17 protein-coding genes are annotated in these 15,446 nt (G+C 62.0%); 1 reads left to right on the forward strand and 16 read right to left on the reverse strand.

Features of this window, described 5'->3' with window-relative positions; all coding sequences use genetic code 11:
- Positions 1-84 precede the first annotated feature (84 nt).
- The 13 genes from HF931_RS06435 to trbB all read right to left on the reverse strand — a co-directional run bounded on the left by HF931_RS06435 (position 85) and on the right by trbB (position 11,424).
- On the reverse strand, positions 85-933 hold the full coding sequence (locus HF931_RS06435) for a nucleotidyl transferase AbiEii/AbiGii toxin family protein (protein WP_112062377.1): 849 nt from the start codon (positions 931-933) through the stop codon (positions 85-87).
- Positions 926-1,546: a type IV toxin-antitoxin system AbiEi family antitoxin domain-containing protein gene (locus HF931_RS06440; protein ID WP_112062376.1), complete on the reverse strand. Its 621-nt coding sequence runs from the start codon at positions 1,544-1,546 to the stop codon at positions 926-928. Before HF931_RS06440 ends, HF931_RS06435 begins: the two co-directional genes overlap by 8 nt.
- Before the next feature lie 289 nt (positions 1,547-1,835).
- Positions 1,836-2,150, reverse strand: coding sequence for a DUF736 domain-containing protein (locus HF931_RS06445; protein ID WP_112062375.1), 315 nt, complete (start codon positions 2,148-2,150; stop codon positions 1,836-1,838).
- A gap of 4 nt (positions 2,151-2,154) precedes the next feature.
- Positions 2,155-2,418: a DUF2274 domain-containing protein gene (locus HF931_RS06450; RefSeq protein WP_273242557.1), complete on the reverse strand. Its 264-nt coding sequence runs from the start codon at positions 2,416-2,418 to the stop codon at positions 2,155-2,157.
- The gene (locus HF931_RS06455; protein WP_112062374.1) at positions 2,415-3,650 is read right to left on the reverse strand and encodes a TraB/TrbI/VirB10 family type IV secretion system protein; all 1,236 of its coding nucleotides are present in this window, start codon (positions 3,648-3,650) and stop codon (positions 2,415-2,417) included. The genes HF931_RS06450 and HF931_RS06455 overlap by 4 nt, the downstream gene beginning before the upstream one ends.
- A gap of 3 nt (positions 3,651-3,653) precedes the next feature.
- Positions 3,654-4,649 carry a P-type conjugative transfer protein TrbG gene (gene trbG / locus HF931_RS06460; RefSeq protein ID WP_112062373.1) on the reverse strand — a complete coding sequence of 332 codons (996 nt, stop codon included), beginning with the start codon at positions 4,647-4,649 and terminating at the stop codon, positions 3,654-3,656.
- Positions 4,646-5,344 carry a conjugal transfer protein TrbF gene (gene trbF / locus HF931_RS06465; protein WP_273242560.1) on the reverse strand — a complete coding sequence of 233 codons (699 nt, stop codon included), beginning with the start codon at positions 5,342-5,344 and terminating at the stop codon, positions 4,646-4,648. Before trbF ends, trbG begins: the two co-directional genes overlap by 4 nt.
- Positions 5,345-5,347: 3 nt before the next feature.
- Positions 5,348-6,646 carry a P-type conjugative transfer protein TrbL gene (trbL, locus tag HF931_RS06470; protein WP_273242562.1) on the reverse strand — a complete coding sequence of 433 codons (1,299 nt, stop codon included), beginning with the start codon at positions 6,644-6,646 and terminating at the stop codon, positions 5,348-5,350.
- Between the two features lie 8 nt (positions 6,647-6,654).
- Complete coding sequence (trbJ, locus tag HF931_RS06475) at positions 6,655-7,371, reverse strand: P-type conjugative transfer protein TrbJ (protein ID WP_112062642.1); 717 nt, start codon at positions 7,369-7,371, stop codon at positions 6,655-6,657.
- A 10-nt stretch (positions 7,372-7,381) separates the two neighbouring features.
- Positions 7,382-9,847 (reverse strand): conjugal transfer protein TrbE, encoded by a 2,466-nt coding sequence (trbE, locus tag HF931_RS06480; RefSeq protein WP_273242566.1) that lies wholly within the window; start codon positions 9,845-9,847, stop codon positions 7,382-7,384.
- Positions 9,841-10,095, reverse strand: a complete 255-nt coding sequence (locus HF931_RS06485) for a VirB3 family type IV secretion system protein (RefSeq protein ID WP_112062589.1) — start codon at positions 10,093-10,095, stop codon at positions 9,841-9,843. Before HF931_RS06485 ends, trbE begins: the two co-directional genes overlap by 7 nt.
- Position 10,096: 1 nt before the next feature.
- Positions 10,097-10,432 (reverse strand): TrbC/VirB2 family type IV secretion system protein, encoded by a 336-nt coding sequence (locus tag HF931_RS06490; protein WP_273242569.1) that lies wholly within the window; start codon positions 10,430-10,432, stop codon positions 10,097-10,099.
- Positions 10,429-11,424 (reverse strand): P-type conjugative transfer ATPase TrbB, encoded by a 996-nt coding sequence (trbB, locus tag HF931_RS06495; RefSeq protein ID WP_233346345.1) that lies wholly within the window; start codon positions 11,422-11,424, stop codon positions 10,429-10,431. Before trbB ends, HF931_RS06490 begins: the two co-directional genes overlap by 4 nt.
- A 491-nt stretch (positions 11,425-11,915) precedes the next feature.
- Here trbB and HF931_RS06500 point away from each other — a divergent pair, with 491 nt between their 5' ends.
- Entirely contained in the window at positions 11,916-12,308 is a 393-nt protein-coding gene (locus HF931_RS06500) for a helix-turn-helix domain-containing protein (RefSeq protein WP_112062489.1), read from the forward strand.
- Here the strand turns inward: HF931_RS06500 and HF931_RS06505 are convergent.
- From HF931_RS06505 to HF931_RS06515, 3 genes are all read right to left on the reverse strand, one after another.
- Positions 12,262-12,972 (reverse strand): RNA polymerase sigma factor, encoded by a 711-nt coding sequence (locus HF931_RS06505; RefSeq protein WP_112062490.1) that lies wholly within the window; start codon positions 12,970-12,972, stop codon positions 12,262-12,264. The two genes, HF931_RS06500 and HF931_RS06505, sit on opposite strands and share 47 nt — an antisense overlap.
- A gap of 466 nt (positions 12,973-13,438) precedes the next feature.
- Positions 13,439-14,419, reverse strand: coding sequence for a HEPN domain-containing protein (locus tag HF931_RS06510; protein WP_146739724.1), 981 nt, complete (start codon positions 14,417-14,419; stop codon positions 13,439-13,441).
- A gap of 32 nt (positions 14,420-14,451) precedes the next feature.
- Positions 14,452-15,405 (reverse strand): HEPN domain-containing protein, encoded by a 954-nt coding sequence (locus HF931_RS06515; RefSeq protein WP_112062493.1) that lies wholly within the window; start codon positions 15,403-15,405, stop codon positions 14,452-14,454.
- Positions 15,406-15,446 lie beyond the last annotated feature (41 nt).

Raw genomic sequence — 15,446 nt, forward strand, 5'->3', positions numbered from 1 at the left:
TACTCACACGCCTAACTCCCGACGCATGCGATAAGGCTTGCGTTCGAGGCCGGTTCGGAAGCAGAGCGCCTAACTTGTCTTTCCTCATCCACTGGCTTCAGAGATGAAGGTCCAGATTTGACCCACAACATCGCTCAGCGCAATTCCGCCAAGTTCAGTGGCTTCGGAATAGGCGGTCCATTGCGCGACCTTGACGGGGTCTTCTGCAAACTCCTGGCTGAGGCCTGGCGGGCGTTCGGTCGGGACAGGTGTGTTACGGCGCTCGAACGTCGCCTTGATGGCCGCTGCGAGTTCTTCAGGCTTAATCTCCGTGGCCTTGGGAATGGCCCAGAGGTCGTAGAAATCCTTCATCCGGCCATTGATAAGGCCCAGCGCGACAACGGCTTGGTATTTCTCCGCGATCACGGTGGCGGGTGAATAGGCGCGGATCTTGGCTGCGTTGAAGTCGAGCAGGGAACCATAGTCGATTTCGTATTCCGGAGCGGTCAGTGCGTCGCCGAACCCAAGATCGATCGTGATCGGGATCTGTGTCCGTTCGAGATAGGCCGTCGTTCGAAGTCGCTTGCCGCCATAGACCTGATCTTCCCGGATTTCACTGGCTGTCAGCTCGCCGGTGTCGAAGACCAGACCATCGCCGGCATCGATGGAAAGAACCTCCGTGAAGATGTTCCGAAGCGCTTCTTCATCTGAATCGCCGAACCCCAGAAAGTCGACATCGCGCGTGAAACGTCCGGGGTCGGCTGTCCAGAGCGTCACGAGCATGCCGCCCTTCAGAATAAAGCGATCGCGGTATTCGGAAACCGAGAGGCGATAGATGAGCCGTTCCAGGCCAAAGGCGACGAGGACGGTCTGGAAATCGCGTCCGTTTTCCCGCGCAAGGTTGAGCAGGCGTTGGCGCACCGAGGCGGCGATGTTCGTCGGTGCCTTAGCCATTGGAGGTGAGTGCTTCGAGGTAGGGGCGCATAAGGTTGCCGGCGCCGAAGGTATTGGCCGCGCTCATGAGATCTCCTGGCCGGGCCTTTTTTTGTTCTAGCGCTGACCTCAGGCATTCGATGGCGACCGAGCGGTCAACCAGTTTTGGATTGCGGAAGGCGTCGGCGATGGATTTCGGGATGGAATACATCTTGACCTTGGTTCCCCCGATGACATGGGTCTCAACGCCTTCGGAATAATAAGGCTCCCGGAACCGGACCATGCGGATGGGAGGATAGGGGATTTTCGGGGTCCAGTCCTTGGCACCGATCGCGAACCAGACCTTGCGTGGGAGCTGGTCGGTGAGACCATGGAAGGTAAGTGCCGACAGGAGGCAGATTACAGCCTTCGGGGCGCGTTTTGCGACTTCACTGAGGTTCATATGAAGGTCTGTCTCCGCGTCCGCAGCCTGATAGAGGCCGCGCCCAATTCGCAGAATGTCTCCTGCTTCCACAGCCCTGGAAATCGTGGTTGCGCTGATCCCCATCTTGCGCAGCTCGAACGCACGAGCGAGCTCGTGCTGGGTCAGATAGGCGAGCAGGCGGTCTTTCTGTGTGGCGGCTGCTGAGGACATTGTTATAAAAGCTCGGACTGTATTCGTTTTTGTCCGAGGTTTTGTAACACGCTTCTGCCGGCCGGTCCATGCGGTCCTCAGGCATGAGTTCGTGCTTCGGCCTTTGTAGCGGAACCAGAAGGTCCTCCAAGCGCGGCCTCAATACGATCGCAATTCGACCGGCGTTGCTGAACCTCCCGGTCGAAGCGATCGAAGAGGGGAAAGTACTTCCCACCGCAATGGCGGACGACCAACGCGGCAATCCTCCGCCCCTCCTCAGTTTGCTCCAGCGTCAGGCTCATGGAGTTTGTCAGCTGGCCTTCGCCCGGTTCCAAACCATCACGCCGGTGCCTTCCTCAGCATTCTCGAAGAAGGCGGCCCGCATAGGGGCGGCGAAGCTCGGGTCATCCAGCTTCACGGCGAGATAGGGCGTTTCGCCATCCTTCGAGTCCTGACGCCAGGCAGCGCCAAGCTCCGCCCCTCCCGCATAGAGCCGGTAATCCGGGGCATCGTCGTTGGCTTTCGTCTTGTTCGGGACAAGTTGTGCTCTGACATTGATGGTCATGGTGCGGATGGTGCCGGTGTATTTGCCATCCTTCAGGGTGAACGCGCCGATTTGTGCCATGGGGTCAGTCTCCGTTTCTGGCGTTGGCGGGGAGGGCCTTGCGGGCCCGCTTGAACCCGGCGTCCGACGCCAGGAACATTTCGAGCATGGCGGGGATCAGCGTTTCAGGTTTTTCCTCCTCGCCATAAGCTTTTTGATAGATCGCGGCATAGTCCGCGAGGGCTGCAGCCAGATCCGGATTGAACGCGACGGTCATGCGAACGGGCGTGCGATCGGGGAGCCGTTCAAGTTTGAGGGACATTGTCGCTGTCATCTTGGTCATGGTCATTGAGGCCTCAGGATCAGATCGCGCGTGACCACCACCCGCACGGGCCAGCCGGGCCGGATGCGGATTGTCGGCTGGATCCCGAGACTGCGATCGACAACGCGCTGGCCAGCCTGGTTCACCGTGTCGGTCGTCCCACGGCGGATTGCCCTGACAATGTCGTCATCCTCACTCGAAGGCCCGAGTTCGGCGCCGATCCCGAGGATGGTCGCGAGCCCTGCGGCGGCAAATACGCGGTCCCAGTGATGATCTGTCCGGTCGGAAAGGCCTGCATAGCCCTCGCCATCCGCTCCGGGCTCCGAGATTTGTATCGAGGACCCATCGGGGAAGATGATCCGGTCCCAGACGACGAGTGCCCGGTCCTGTCCGAACGAGACTTCCGACTGATAGCGGCCGATCAGGCGCGCACCTTGCGGTATGAGTAGGTACTGCCCCTTCACCGTATCATAGACGGGTTGGGTCACCTGCGCGATGATGGTGCCGGGCAGGTCGCTGTTGATGCCTGTTACAAGCGAGGCGGGGATCAGTGTGCCCGCCATGACCTGATAGGGAGAGAGTGGATCTTCGATACGGTGCGGATTGTAAATGTTGGATCCGCCGCCATCATTCGCAAAGGCCAATTTGCGGTCCTGCAAGTTGGTGTCGGCCGGTTGAGCAAAAGCGGATGGTGTTGCTGCCGGCGTCGTGGCAAGGGCAAGGAGTTCGGATTGAAGATCGCCCGCGAGATCGCGGGAAGGGGGCTTTCCTGCGGGCAGGGCGGCGGATTCGGACTGAAGCTTGAAGAAGACAGGTGCACGGGCAGCGTCTTCGGCGAGCGCTGCTTCGCGCATGCGTCTCGCCCGCGCGGCTTCATCTGCCGGATTGGGCCGGAAGTCATCTTCGAACCGGTCGGCATATTCCGGTTCGATGCCTAGGTCTCTTTCGGCTGACAGGATCGTCGCGCCGAGATCGCCGGAGAGCGGCGGGCCGAGCTTTGGCACGGCGTCATAGCTGGCCGGCAGGGTGGAAAAGCCTTCGGGTTTCCTTGTGTTCGTGGTGTTGTAGAGTTCGCGTTGTTCGCTAGGTTCGATGGCCTTCGGAGGGGCGAGCGCGATGCTCGCGGCGGCGAACAGGCCAAGCGCGCCAAGGCACGCACCCACGATCAGGACCTTGCGGTTGATCCGCGTAACCGGCCGGGGCGCAGAGCGGATTTTCAGCCGCTCAGCATGTTCGTCAAAGGGAATGGGTTCTGACATGGCTCAGCCCCCGAAGAGGGCGGCAAGGCCCGTCCGGCGTTCGACCCGGGAAATCCGCACCACGGTCTGGTCCTTCTGGCCGAGACGCAGTTCGGCAGCCCGGAACAGGCGGTCGACGACATAGTAGTTGCCACGGACGCGATAGTTCACGAGTTCAGCATGGCCCGTCTCGCCGAGCACGAAGAGCGGCGGCATGTCGGTGGTGGCGATCGAGGCCGGCATCTGGATGAAGACCTGCCTTCCGTCATCGAACACCCGGACCGGCTTCCAGTCCGGATTATCGCCGGTCATCCGGTAGTCGAAATTGAGCCCTTCCAGCGTCAGGCCCTGTTCGATGGACCCACTCTGCCGTGCGATGGCCTGCACATTACGTGCTGTGAGGCCCGCAAGCTCATCGGCCGGGTAGCGCCAGGAAAGGGCGGCCATATAGCTGCCATCCGTGCTTTCGAGTTCGAGATGATAGGTCCGCCGGTCGGTGGCGATCATCAGATTGGTGCGGATGCCCGCGCTGATCGGCTTGACCAGCACATGGGCGCGGGCATTTGCGCCGGAGCCAGATGTCGTATCGCCGACAACCCAGCGGACCGTGTCACCCGCCGAGACCGAAACGAGTGTCTCGCCGGGCTGCAGGCCGATATCGCTGACCCGACCAGGGCTGGCATAAAGGCGGTAAAGCGCTCCTTCCGTATAGGGATAGACCTGGATCGCATTCACATAGCCATCGACGGAGGGTTCGATCAGGGCGTGTTCGCGACCTTCCTTGATGGCCTCTTCCGGGGAGACCTGAGGTTCTGGTGTGGATGAGGCAACGGCCTTCATCTGTCCGGGCAGGGGCAGCGGGACGGCTGTTTCCACGATCCTGACCGGGTGATCGATCTCCTCCTCGACGGGGAAGGCGACCTGGAATGCCGCCGGGTCCAGAGGCTCAAGGTCCGCCGGTGTTGTCGCGCAGGCGGCGATGAGGGCAAGCCCGGAACTTGCGAGCAGATTGCGGATCATTGGGTGTCTCCTGTGACAAGGTCCTGACCCCAATTGAGGCTGTGGACGTACAAACCGAGGGGATTGGCGCGGAGCGTCGCGGCATCTTTCGGGGGCTGGGTGATGAGGGAGAAGAGGCCGGTATAGCGCTCAGCTCTTACCAGCGCGCCATTTTCATAGGTCTTCTCGATCCAGCGGGCCTGGAAACTGTCCTCCGAGACGCGCACCACACTGACGACATCGACGGTGCGGGACTTGCGGCCTATGTCGGCGAACGGGTCATTCGTCTTTGCATACTCATTGAGTGTAGTCGCTGCCACCGCGGTGACGAAGTCATAGGCTGAGAGCCAGTTTTCGCGCACCACAACCGGGTCCACGCTGAGGCCCCGCACATGACAGATGAAATTTGCAAGATGATGCGCGATCTGGGCGTCTGTCGGCGTGTACCGTTCCGTCGCCGGGGCAACCGCGCGGGCAGCGCCGGTCTCATCGACTTCGACAATATAGGGCGTGACGCTGGATTGCAGGCTCCGCCATACGAGCGCGCCGGAAGTTGCGAAGCTTAAGGTCAGGCAGCCGAGGGCCATCAGCCGCCAGTTCTTCGCCTGGACACGCGCTGACCCTATCCGCTCGTCCCAGACCTGCCCCGCCTTCTGATAAGGGGTCTCCGGGAACGGGCTCGTTCCATAATGTGCTGCTGTTCGCTTGAAAGTCATTCTCTAATCATCCTTGTCCTGAAGGCTTGGTGCAGCGCCGCCGGAGCCCCGGTCGCCATCGCGCAGCGAATGGGCGGCGATCTGGCCGGCATGGCTCATGCGCTGGCCACGTTCCATTCGACGGGCCCAGCCGGGGCTCTGCGCGGTCGATGTATGGGGGGATTGGCTACTGCCAGTCGTGGTACCGCCGGTCGCGCGCCAGGCACTTTCGCTGCCGCGCCGGTAGGCATCCCGGAAGGCACTGGCAGGCCGGGCGACGGTCCGGCGAATTGCGTCGCCGCCGGCGCGCGCGACACCGGCAAGTCCGGCGGCAATGCCTGCGGGACCGGCCCCGCCAGACGCGACGGCACCCATCGTGTAGGAGGTGCGGGCGGCGCCCGCCATGGATGCGCCGGCCTTGACGGCGGTGGAGACGCCGCCAGCGGCTGCGCGTGCGCCCATGCCTGCCGCATAGGTCCCGGCCGCGACCCCCATGGCGGCGCCTGCGGCAGACCCTGCGCCAAGTTGCGGGGCGCCCGTGATGAGGCCGCTGGCAATGCCGGGGCCGAAGATGCCCATCCAGAAGAAGACGAGCGCCGCGAGCACCGTGCCCATGACCTGAGCAAGCGTGATATCGTCGCCGGTCCGGAACGCGCCGGTGATGGAGCCGAACAGCGTCGAGCCGATGCCGATGATGACGGCGAGGACCATCAGCTTGACGCCGGACGTGATGACATTTCCGAGCACGCGTTCCGCGAGGAAGGAGGTCTTGTTCCAGAGCGCGAAGGGCACGAGCACGAACCCGGCAAGCGTCGTCAGCTTGAACTCCAGGATCGTGATGAACAGCTGTACGGCCAGCACGAAGAAAGCGATCATGATCACCGCCCAGGCGATGAACATGACCCCAATCATGATGAAGTTATGGAAGAAGGCGATCGGGCCGACCAATTCGCTGATCTCTTCAAGCAGGGGCTTTGCGGCTTCGAGGCCAACGCCGGCAATGAAGCCCGGACGCAGGAGGTCTTCAGCAGTCATGCCCGACCCGCTGGCGGTCAGGCCGAGATCAGCAAAGCTCGCAAAGACAATGTCGGCGAGCAGCGCGAAATTGCCGATGATAAAGGCGAAGAAGCCGACATAGAGGACCTTCTTCAGGAGACCGGAGATCACGTCCGTGTTCTGGCCGAGTGCCCAGAAGAGGCCAGCCAGCGTGATGTCGATGGCAATAAGCGTGGTCGAGAGGTAAGCGACATCACCTGTCAGCAGGCCGAACCCGCTATCGATATAGGCGATGAAGGTCGCAAGAAATGTGTCGATCACGTCCATGGGGCGGCTCAGTTTCCGAGAAAGGCTTTCGTCCGGGCCCGGCCGCGCTCGGCCTCGGCGAGTTCCCGGGCACGTTCGAGCGCTTCGGCGCGGTAGTAGGAGGCCATCATGCTCTCCATCTGGATGAGCTGTTCAGTCTGCATCGCCTCGATCTGGTTACCGGCCTGCAGGACCTGGAGATTGCCGGCGGCGCCTTGGCTCTGCTCGATCAGTCCCGCGATCGCGGTCGCATCTGTCTGATTGTCTTCGAGGGCGGCCGCGACCGTCGTCAGCGTGTCGCGATAGGCTGTCCGCGACTGGCGCCAGCGGGCACGCGCGTCTTCAACAAGCACGGCCTGCGGCGGCGGCTCGTCTCCGTAGGATTCGGGGTAGGCGGTCTCGTATTCGCGCTCGACCTCATCGACGCCATAGCCGATGCCTTCGGCCTTGCGCATCAATTCCTCGATCCGGTGGATGCGGTCGAGAATGATTGCTTCGGCGACATTGACGGGCAGGGTTTCGAGATTGCGGGCCATGTTCTCCAGCATCTCGATCTCATGGGTGAGCTGCTCGATCTGCTGGTCGATCTGCTGAAGCGCGCGGACCGCCTGCAGCACGTTCTGGACATGGTTTGCCGGGTCATAGACGGTGAGCTGAGCATGTGCAGGTGGGGGCATCAAGACCGTCAGCGGCACCGCTGCGAGCGGGACGAGGAGGCCGGCAAGACCGGAGAGGGCGCGTTTCATCGGGCGGTTCCTATTCGGCGGCGATTGCATGAGCGGGAAGGGCGGGCGGGAGGGGTGGCCTCTTGTCTCCCGGCCAGCGGCCCAGAAGGTCGCCGGCCCAGGGAAGACCTTTTTCGTGAAGCCAGGTCTCAGCGAAGCCGTCGCCTTCGGTCTCAGCCCAGACCCGGTCGAGCGTGTCCTGGTCCTGCTGGGAACTTGCACCGCAGAAGGCGAGCGCGATGGGGCCGAGACCCAGTTCAAACACGCGGCAGCCAAGCGGCGACTGGTAGTAATAATCGCGCTTCGGCGTTGCCTGGCTGATCAGTTCGATCTGGCGGGCATTGAGGCCGAAGCGCTGATAGGTTTCTTTCGATTGCGGTTCCTGTGCGCGCTCATTCGGAAGGAAGATCCGTGTCGGGCAGGATTCGATCAGGGCTGGCGCGATCGAACTGTTCGCGATGTCGGCCAGCGATTGTGTGGCGAAGATGACGCTGACATTCTTCTTCCTGAGGGTCTTCAGCCACTCGCGGATTCGTGCCGCAAATGCCGGATCGTCGAGGAAGAGCCAGGCTTCATCGAGAATGAGGAGGGTCGGACGTCCATCGAACCGGGCTTCGAGCTGGTGGAAGAGATAGGTGAGCACAGGCAAGGCCGCGCCTTTCCGATGCATCAGCTCTTCCATTTCGAAACAGACCGCATCCGCGAGCGTCAGCGTTTCATGATCGCCATCGAGGAGCTGGCCGTGCGGGCCTTCCAGGGTGAAGGGATGGAGGGCGGATTTGAGGGCCTCGTCCTGTAGCATCAGGCAGAGGCCGGTCAGGGTGCGTTCGGCTTCCGGTGCCGTGGCGAGTGCCTGAATCCCCTCCCATAGACGGGCCTTTAGGTCCGGTGTCATGGCGACGCCTTCATGGCTGCAGAGTCCAGCCAGCCAGTCGGCGGCGAAGCTTGCGCCCGCATCGGTATCGATGTCCCTTAGCGGCTGGAGGCTCGGCGCATCCGAACTGCCAAGGTCGATATGGGCGCCACCCATGCAGAGGGTTGCGGCGCGGGCAGAGCGGCCCTTGTCGAAGATAAAGACTTGGCCAGCTTCATAGCGCTGCCATTGCAGGGCGATGAGGGACAGAAGGACTGATTTGCCGGCGCCGGTCGGACCGACCACCAGCGTATGGCCGACATCGCCGACATGGAGGTTGAGCCGGAACGGTGTGGTGCCGCCAGTCTGCGCCTGGATGAGCGCCGGGGCATCGAGGTGTTGGATTTCTGCTTCGCCTGCCCAGACGGCGGACAGCGGCACCATGTGGGCGAGGTTCAATGTATGCAGGACGGGCTGACGGACATTGGCATAGGCATGGCCGGGAAGGGAGCCGAGCCAGGCCTCGACGGCATTGAGCGTCTCCCGGATCGCCGTGAACCCGCGGCAATTGATGATCCGCTCGGCTATCCGGAGGTGTTCCTCGACGAGGCGGCGGTCGGGATCGCAGACACTGATAGTTGTCGTGACATAGCCATAGGAGACGAGGTCGGCGCCGAGTTCCTGCAGGGCCGCATCCGCATCGCTTGCCTTGTTGTCGGCATCCGTATCGAGGAGCGCCGCCTGTTCGTTGAACATGGTCTCGCGCAGGACCGCCCCGATGGATTTGCGCTTGGCGAACCAGTGGCGGCGCTTCTTGCCGAGAACCTTCTCGGCTTCGACCTTGTCCATGGCGATGAAGCGGGTGCACCAGCGGTATGAGAATCCCTGCCGGTTCAGCTCGTCGAGAATGCCGGGCAGCGTAGAGGCCGGAAAGCCCAGGATCGTCAGGGTCCGGAGGTGTGCTTCTCCGATCATGGGTTCGAGGCCGCCGGCGAAGGGCTCATCGGCCAGTATGGCATCAAGGAAGACTGGAAGTTCCGGTGTCGCTACAGGATGGCGTTTGGTCGAAATGGTCGAGTGGAGATAGGTCAGCGTCTCGTCGTCGCCGAGGTGATGGATTTCAGCGAGGCAGGTCGCCAGAAGGTCGAAGACCCGTGCAGTGTGTTGTTCGAACGTTTCGAGGCGCTGGCGCCATGTCTCAGCATCCTCCGTCTCCACCCGTTCGATCAGGACCTTTTCGGCCCGGCCGGTCGTGTCGGCTGAGGGAAGCCACAGCAGTGTCAGGTAGTAGTGGCTTTCATAACGGGCACCGGTCTCTTCTGCCTGCAGCGCACGCTCCTGATCGATGAGCCAGGAGGCCGCGTCCGGAAAGCCGCACTCCGGATAGTCATGGATTTCCTCGCGCTGGGCTTCGAAGAAGAGCGCCCAGCCGGATCCGAACCGGCGCAGCACATTGTTGACCCGCGCCATGACCGAGACGAGTTCTTCTTCGGTCGAACTTTCGAGGTCCGGGCCGCGATAGCGAAACGTGGTCTGGAAGCTGCCATCCTTGTTGAGGACGACGCCCGGTGCCACAAGGCAGGCCCAGGGGAGGTAGTCGGCCAGGAGACGCGGGGTTTCGGAATACTCTTTGAGGTTCAGCATGAAAGATGTTCCCGATGGCGTGTGGAGCGGATTGCGACACTCATGAAATCCGGATCGCTTCGCGCCATGAAGACGGCCGCCGAATGCCCCACGACCCAGAGGACGAGGCCTGGGATCCAGAGCTGGAGCCCGAGGGCGAGCGCTGCGGCCAGCGTCCCGATCGCGATGGCAGCCGAGCGGGGCGCGCCTGCCATCAGGATCGGCTCGGCCAGCGAGCGGTGCAGGGGGATTTCATAACCCTCGGCCATGTCAGATCAGCGCCCCGCCGCCGAAGGAGAAGAAGGTGAGGAAGAAGCTCGTCGCGGCAAACGCGATCGACAGGCCGAACACGATCTGGATCAGCTTACGGAACCCGCCGCTTGTCTCGCCGAAAGCGAGCGTGAGCCCCGTGAGGGTGATGATGATCACGGCGACGATGCGGGCGACCGGGCCTTCGATCGATTGCAGGATCTGGTCGAGCGGTCCCTCCCAGGGCATGCCTGTGCCGGCCGCGTGGGCGGGCGCTGCGATCAGGGCGGCGAGTGCGAGGCAGGCGCCGGCCTGCAGGCCGCGGTTCACGGCCTGGATTTGCGTATAGAGCGTCATGTCGGATCTCCTTGGCTGACGAGGGAAAGGGAGCGGGGGGCGAGCGGCTCGGTGACATAGCCCTCGCCATCGAAGCCGGTGATGCGGATCGCATCCTCGACGCGGCGCACGCCATTCCGGCGACTCATGAAGACGACGATGTTGACAGCCTCGACGATCAGATCGAACGGGATCTGACGCGCCGCTTCGAGCGTCAGCTGTTCGAGGCGGCGGAGTGCGCCGGTTGCCGAATTTGCATGCAGCGTCGTGATCCCGCCCGGATGGCCCGTGTTCCAGGCCTTGAGAAGGTCGAGGGCTTCCGCGCCCCGGACCTCGCCGACGATGATCCGGTCGGGCCTGAGACGCAGGGTCGAGCGGACAAGCTGTTGCAGGCTGACTTTGCCGGGCCTCGTCCGGAGACGGACGGAGTTCGGGGCCGCGCAGTCGAGCTCGCGCGTGTCTTCGAGGAGGATGATGCGATCATCGTGCAGGGCGGGTTCGGCGAGGAGCGCATTGGCGAAGGTCGTCTTGCCGGACGACGTACCGCCAGCGATGACGATGTTCTCGCGCGCCTCAATCGCGGCTCTCAGGCCGAGCGCAAGGGTGGGCGAGAGCGCGTCGCGGCCGACATAGGTGTCGAGACTTGAAACCACGCGTGCAGGCTTCCGGATCGAAAAGCAGGGGGCGGTCGAAACCGGCGGGAGCAGGCCCTCGAACCTTTCGCCGCTGCCTGGCAGTTCGGCCGAGACAATCGGCGCGTCGCGGCTGACGGGTTCCTGGACGCCCGACGCAACAAGCCGGATGACGCGTTCGCGGTCGCCAGGGGTAAGCGTGTGCTCGGAGCGCTCAAGGCCGATACCATGGCGCTCGATCCAGACAGAGCCATCCGGGTTGGCCATGATCTCGATCGTATCGTCCCGATCCAGGGCTTCGCGGACGACCGGACAGAAAGCCGTTCGCAGCATGGCGTTCCGGCGGCTGTCAGTTTCCTCTGTGTGTTCGCCAAGTGCCATAAGCCGCACGCCTTCCTGTCTGGTCAGTCAGGAGTGTTTCAGGATCAGGCGTGCGGGACGAGTTGGAAGGCGGGCCAAAGCGGGCAAGCACGGGCAATATAGGGATGTGTATTGCAATTTGAGCGCTGGTCAGGGGCGCGGCCGAACCCGGCAATGGGCGCGCTTACGACCGAGCGCCGGCATCTAGTGAAGAAGGGAATTTTACTGAAAACGGTAAAACCGACCCCGCGAAGCAGCTTCGGACCGGGTATTTTACTGAATTCGGTAAAATGAGCCGGGGGAGAATGGCGCTAACCTGGGCAGGACGCCGCGCGCCGAAGATTGTCGTGAAATCGCGTGCGGAAAATGCCGGTCGCGCCTGTCAGACCCGATCGGGGCGATGCCCTCCGACGGAACGGTGAGCTTGCGCCTCGCAGAATATTCGGGGATCCGGCCTCTATCCTTGTTTTCAACTTGTGTGCACAACGCGGTTCGCAGAAGGAGCTCAGGACATGGTGCAGAAGCAACCGCCAGGACGCGGCGGGCGATCGAGGGCGACCACCGAAGTGGACAAGCGCGTTGGCCAGAACATCCGCGCACGCCGCAAGGATATGCACATGACGCTCGCCGAACTGGCTGAGAGACTGAATGTGACCCACCAGCAGCTTCAGAAATACGAAACCGGCCAGAACCGCGTCAGCGCATCGATGATTGTCGACCTCACCGAAGCGCTGAACGTCAGCATCGAAGATCTCTTCGACGGCACAGGGCGTCAGAAAGGCAAGAAGCCCGATGCGCTGGAAACCGCCCGGCGCAAATGCCGGATATGGGTGGATCGTGCGCAATCAGCGGACGCGCTCATCCAGATGGCCCGCGTGCTGAAGGCGATGGCCGGGAAGGACTGACCGTCCTGACAATTGGCGCCTCTGCCCGAACGAGAACACCGGCGATGACCGCAATCGCTCCGGCAATGTCGGTCTTGACCGTCGTCGGGGACACTTCAAGCCTGTCGGCGACTTCCTGATAGGTCATGCCCTCCTGCCGGTGCAGCAGCAGCGCCGTCCGGGCGCGCTGGGGCAGTCTGGTGATCGCCTGGTCGACCGCCTCAAGCTGCTGGCGGGACGCGGTGAGCTGCTCAGGTGTCGGCGTGCGGGGGCAGGGGAGCCGGCCCGCAGCTTCGGTGATGTCGGCGGTCTGCCGGGACGCGCGATACCGGCCGGACTTCAGATAATTGGTCGAAAGATTGCGGACAGCGGTGAAGAGGAGGGGTTTCAGGTCCGCCTCGCTCTTGTCGGGATAGGCGCGAGCGACCGCCAGGAAGGCTTCCTGTACGATGTCCTCTGCGTCGGCAGACTGCCGGATGCGCATGCGGCAGAAGCGAAGGAGCGGGGCATATTGCTCGCGGAATAGCCGGCTGAGGACGGCCGATCCTTCACGCGGTGCCGATCGCGTTCTGGAGTTGTGCGCAGCCGGGCCGAGGCCCTGCGGCCGGAAGGCCAGCCCGATCGGCGGACCCGGACAAGGGGTGTCCGGCGGCGTGGGTGTCGGGTGCGGGTCTGCTGTGTCCATCTGACGTCCTCATCTCTGGTTCGAGGGGCCGGAAAGATGGGCGCACGGACGCGATGGCCCGCGCTGGCGCGCAGGCTTTTGGCTCATGCTTCATCAGGGTTTCCGACGCCCTGTGCGCCCACCCGGGAAGGAGGCCAGGAGCGGCTTCGGAGAAATCCGGCGGGCGCATGGAAACAGTACGCGCAAAAGGCGCGGTCGAATGGCTCATGCTCTGCCGGGGTTTCCGACGCCCCGAGCCTCTTCAGGAGAAGACGCTGCATGGGAGCTTATGGGGGCGCGATGCGGTTGGCAACCATTGGGAGAAAATAGGTGGGCCGTCGGAAAACCGCGAAGCATGAGCAACGGGGCGCAGGTTTCGATCAGGAGACCTTATTGCTGCGCCGGCCCACCCGGTTCGGGGCGTAACGCAGGATGGCGGGATTGGGAAGGGTGGGGGAGCCTGAGGGACTGGTGCCTGCGGCGGGTCTTACGATTTCTGCGCGCTGGATTTCCGGTCTGACTTGTAAGCCTTTGCTTCGACTTCGAGCTTGGACAGGCGTTCTCTGCAGGATGCGTCGGCGATTTGGAGAAGCTTTGCAATCCGCTCGGCCTGCCATTTCAGGATTTCAGGGGTTGTCTCGTAGGCGGGCGAGTATCGGGCTTCGACATAGGCGCGGCGGAGCAGTTCGAAATAGCGTTTGTAAGGCTTTCGCTCCGGCGCCCAGGCTTCGGCGAGCCGCGGGTCGATCGCTTCGCAGCGCTGGCGCAGCTTGCCGAGGTGGTGGGTTGCAGGGGCATACAGGGTGACTGTCAGGAGGACCATTCGGTAGATGGCTTCTGCGGCCTGGTGGAGTTGGAAGGCGGATAGCCGTGTCCAGTCAGGTCCACGATCAATACTTTCCCTTCCAACTGTAAGGAATTGCGATGCTGATCTGACCCAATATGCTTTGTATTCGGATGCAAGCTCGTATGTACGCTGAGGGTTAGGCTTGCCGGGGCGCGCTATGATGGATCTCTTGTATCCAGCTTTGGATAGTTTGGGGTCGTCATCAGAGTCGTACAGCAACACTCCTTGATTGAGAATTTCAGAGAAGAAGTATTGCCCTTCTCTCAGGGCAGCATTCACTTCGCGGAGCGTGTGGACGATCAGGGAGACGTCTTTCTGGATCTTCGGATCGCGATAGATCCGGTCTTCGACACCAGCCCAGAAGCTGGACATGTCAGTGAGGGCTTTGTGAGACACGATGACGAGGAAGTCATAGTCTGAAGCTCGGCCGGAATTGCGGTCGTCGAACCAGGTACCGCGAGCAAAGCTGCCATAGAGGACCAGTTTCAGGATGCGGTAGTTTGCCGTCCGCTCTGACTTGGAAGCGCGAAGGCGTGCGGACAGCTCCTCAAGGATGACCTTGCGGATATAGGCGACCTCCTTCTGCTTCTGGAGGTTGAGGTGATCGAGCGTGTCCTTCACGAGCGGCCGTGCCTTCTGTTGGTCTTGGGTTTTCAGACCAGAGTTTGCGGGGGCTGGCAAACCTCTGGCACCGGGTCATCGGCGCCCAGTTCGCTCAATCGTTCGAGACAAAGAGTATCAGCGATCTCGATGAGTTTGGCGATCCGATCTGCTTGCCAGCGGAGGGCTTGTTCCGATGTTCGGTAGGTGAGGGAATAGCGCGCCTCGATATAGGCGCGGCACAGGAGGTCGAAATAGTGCTCTCCCTCGCTCGACAGCGGTTGCCATGCTCCTTCAAGGCGGTTGTCGAGAGTTCTTGCGAGGTGTCGCATACGGCGAAGTTGATGCGTTGCGGGCAGGTATCCAGATATAGTCAAGAAATACATACGATAGGCGCATTCAGCTGCCTGGTTGAGCTGGAACGCGGAATTTGCGTGCCACTGGAGGCCTGCGTCGATACCTTGATCTCCGATCAGCCGATACTGCTCTGCAGCTAGCTTTTCGATTCGGTAGATTTCTCGCGCACGATGGAGAGGGACTGTTTCAGCCCAACCTCGCGCTAAGGTTTTTGGACTCAACCGCCACGGATTTTCAGCGTTTGGCTCATTGGTGACGCGCACCCCATTTCGCAGAACCTCAGCAAGCAATGAAGAAACCTCATTGGATGAGAGCCTCACATCCGAAGCAGAGTGAATGAGGCAATGGACGTGTTGGCTTCCAACCGGATCTCTAATGAGCCTGTCTTCAACTTCCTCCCAGAAGGCGCTCATGTCTGCGAGGGCGCGGTGACTGACGATGATGAGGAGGAGGGCGTCTTCCTTGTCTCCGTGTTTCGGGCGTGACGGGCAGGGCGGGGTGTAGTGGATGAGGTCGAGGATGCGGAACCGCTTGGTGCGGGCCTTGCGGCTGGAGGCGATTTTTGCCTGCAGCTCTTCCTGGACGATCTCGCGGATGTGGACGAGCTCGGCTTGTTTTTCAGGAGGAAGATCGGCGAGGGCGCGGGGCAAGGCTATTCAGGTCGCTGAGTAAGGTTTTCTACTTATTGGAT

This window comes from Hyphomonas atlantica corrig. (assembly GCF_017795365.1).
In the GTDB taxonomy this organism is placed as follows: Bacteria; Pseudomonadota; Alphaproteobacteria; order Caulobacterales; family Hyphomonadaceae; genus Hyphomonas; species Hyphomonas atlantica.

What these genes read in the sequence shown, in the direction of transcription:
- HF931_RS06435 (WP_112062377.1), bottom strand. Translation starts at nt 933, where the DNA reads ATGGCTAAGGCACCGACGAACATCGCCGCCTCGGTGCGCCAACGCCTG.
- HF931_RS06440 (WP_112062376.1), bottom strand. Translation starts at nt 1,546, where the DNA reads ATGTCCTCAGCAGCCGCCACACAGAAAGACCGCCTGCTCGCCTATCTG.
- HF931_RS06445 (WP_112062375.1), bottom strand. Translation starts at nt 2,150, where the DNA reads ATGGCACAAATCGGCGCGTTCACCCTGAAGGATGGCAAATACACCGGC.
- HF931_RS06450 (WP_273242557.1), bottom strand. Translation starts at nt 2,418, where the DNA reads ATGACCATGACCAAGATGACAGCGACAATGTCCCTCAAACTTGAACGG.
- HF931_RS06455 (WP_112062374.1), bottom strand. Translation starts at nt 3,650, where the DNA reads ATGTCAGAACCCATTCCCTTTGACGAACATGCTGAGCGGCTGAAAATC.
- trbG (WP_112062373.1), bottom strand. Translation starts at nt 4,649, where the DNA reads ATGATCCGCAATCTGCTCGCAAGTTCCGGGCTTGCCCTCATCGCCGCC.
- trbF (WP_273242560.1), bottom strand. Translation starts at nt 5,344, where the DNA reads ATGACTTTCAAGCGAACAGCAGCACATTATGGAACGAGCCCGTTCCCG.
- trbL (WP_273242562.1), bottom strand. Translation starts at nt 6,646, where the DNA reads ATGGACGTGATCGACACATTTCTTGCGACCTTCATCGCCTATATCGAT.
- trbJ (WP_112062642.1), bottom strand. Translation starts at nt 7,371, where the DNA reads ATGAAACGCGCCCTCTCCGGTCTTGCCGGCCTCCTCGTCCCGCTCGCA.
- trbE (WP_273242566.1), bottom strand. Translation starts at nt 9,847, where the DNA reads ATGCTGAACCTCAAAGAGTATTCCGAAACCCCGCGTCTCCTGGCCGAC.
- HF931_RS06485 (WP_112062589.1), bottom strand. Translation starts at nt 10,095, where the DNA reads ATGGCCGAGGGTTATGAAATCCCCCTGCACCGCTCGCTGGCCGAGCCG.
- HF931_RS06490 (WP_273242569.1), bottom strand. Translation starts at nt 10,432, where the DNA reads ATGACGCTCTATACGCAAATCCAGGCCGTGAACCGCGGCCTGCAGGCC.
- trbB (WP_233346345.1), bottom strand. Translation starts at nt 11,424, where the DNA reads ATGGCACTTGGCGAACACACAGAGGAAACTGACAGCCGCCGGAACGCC.
- HF931_RS06500 (WP_112062489.1), top strand. Translation starts at nt 11,916, where the DNA reads ATGGTGCAGAAGCAACCGCCAGGACGCGGCGGGCGATCGAGGGCGACC.
- HF931_RS06505 (WP_112062490.1), bottom strand. Translation starts at nt 12,972, where the DNA reads ATGGACACAGCAGACCCGCACCCGACACCCACGCCGCCGGACACCCCT.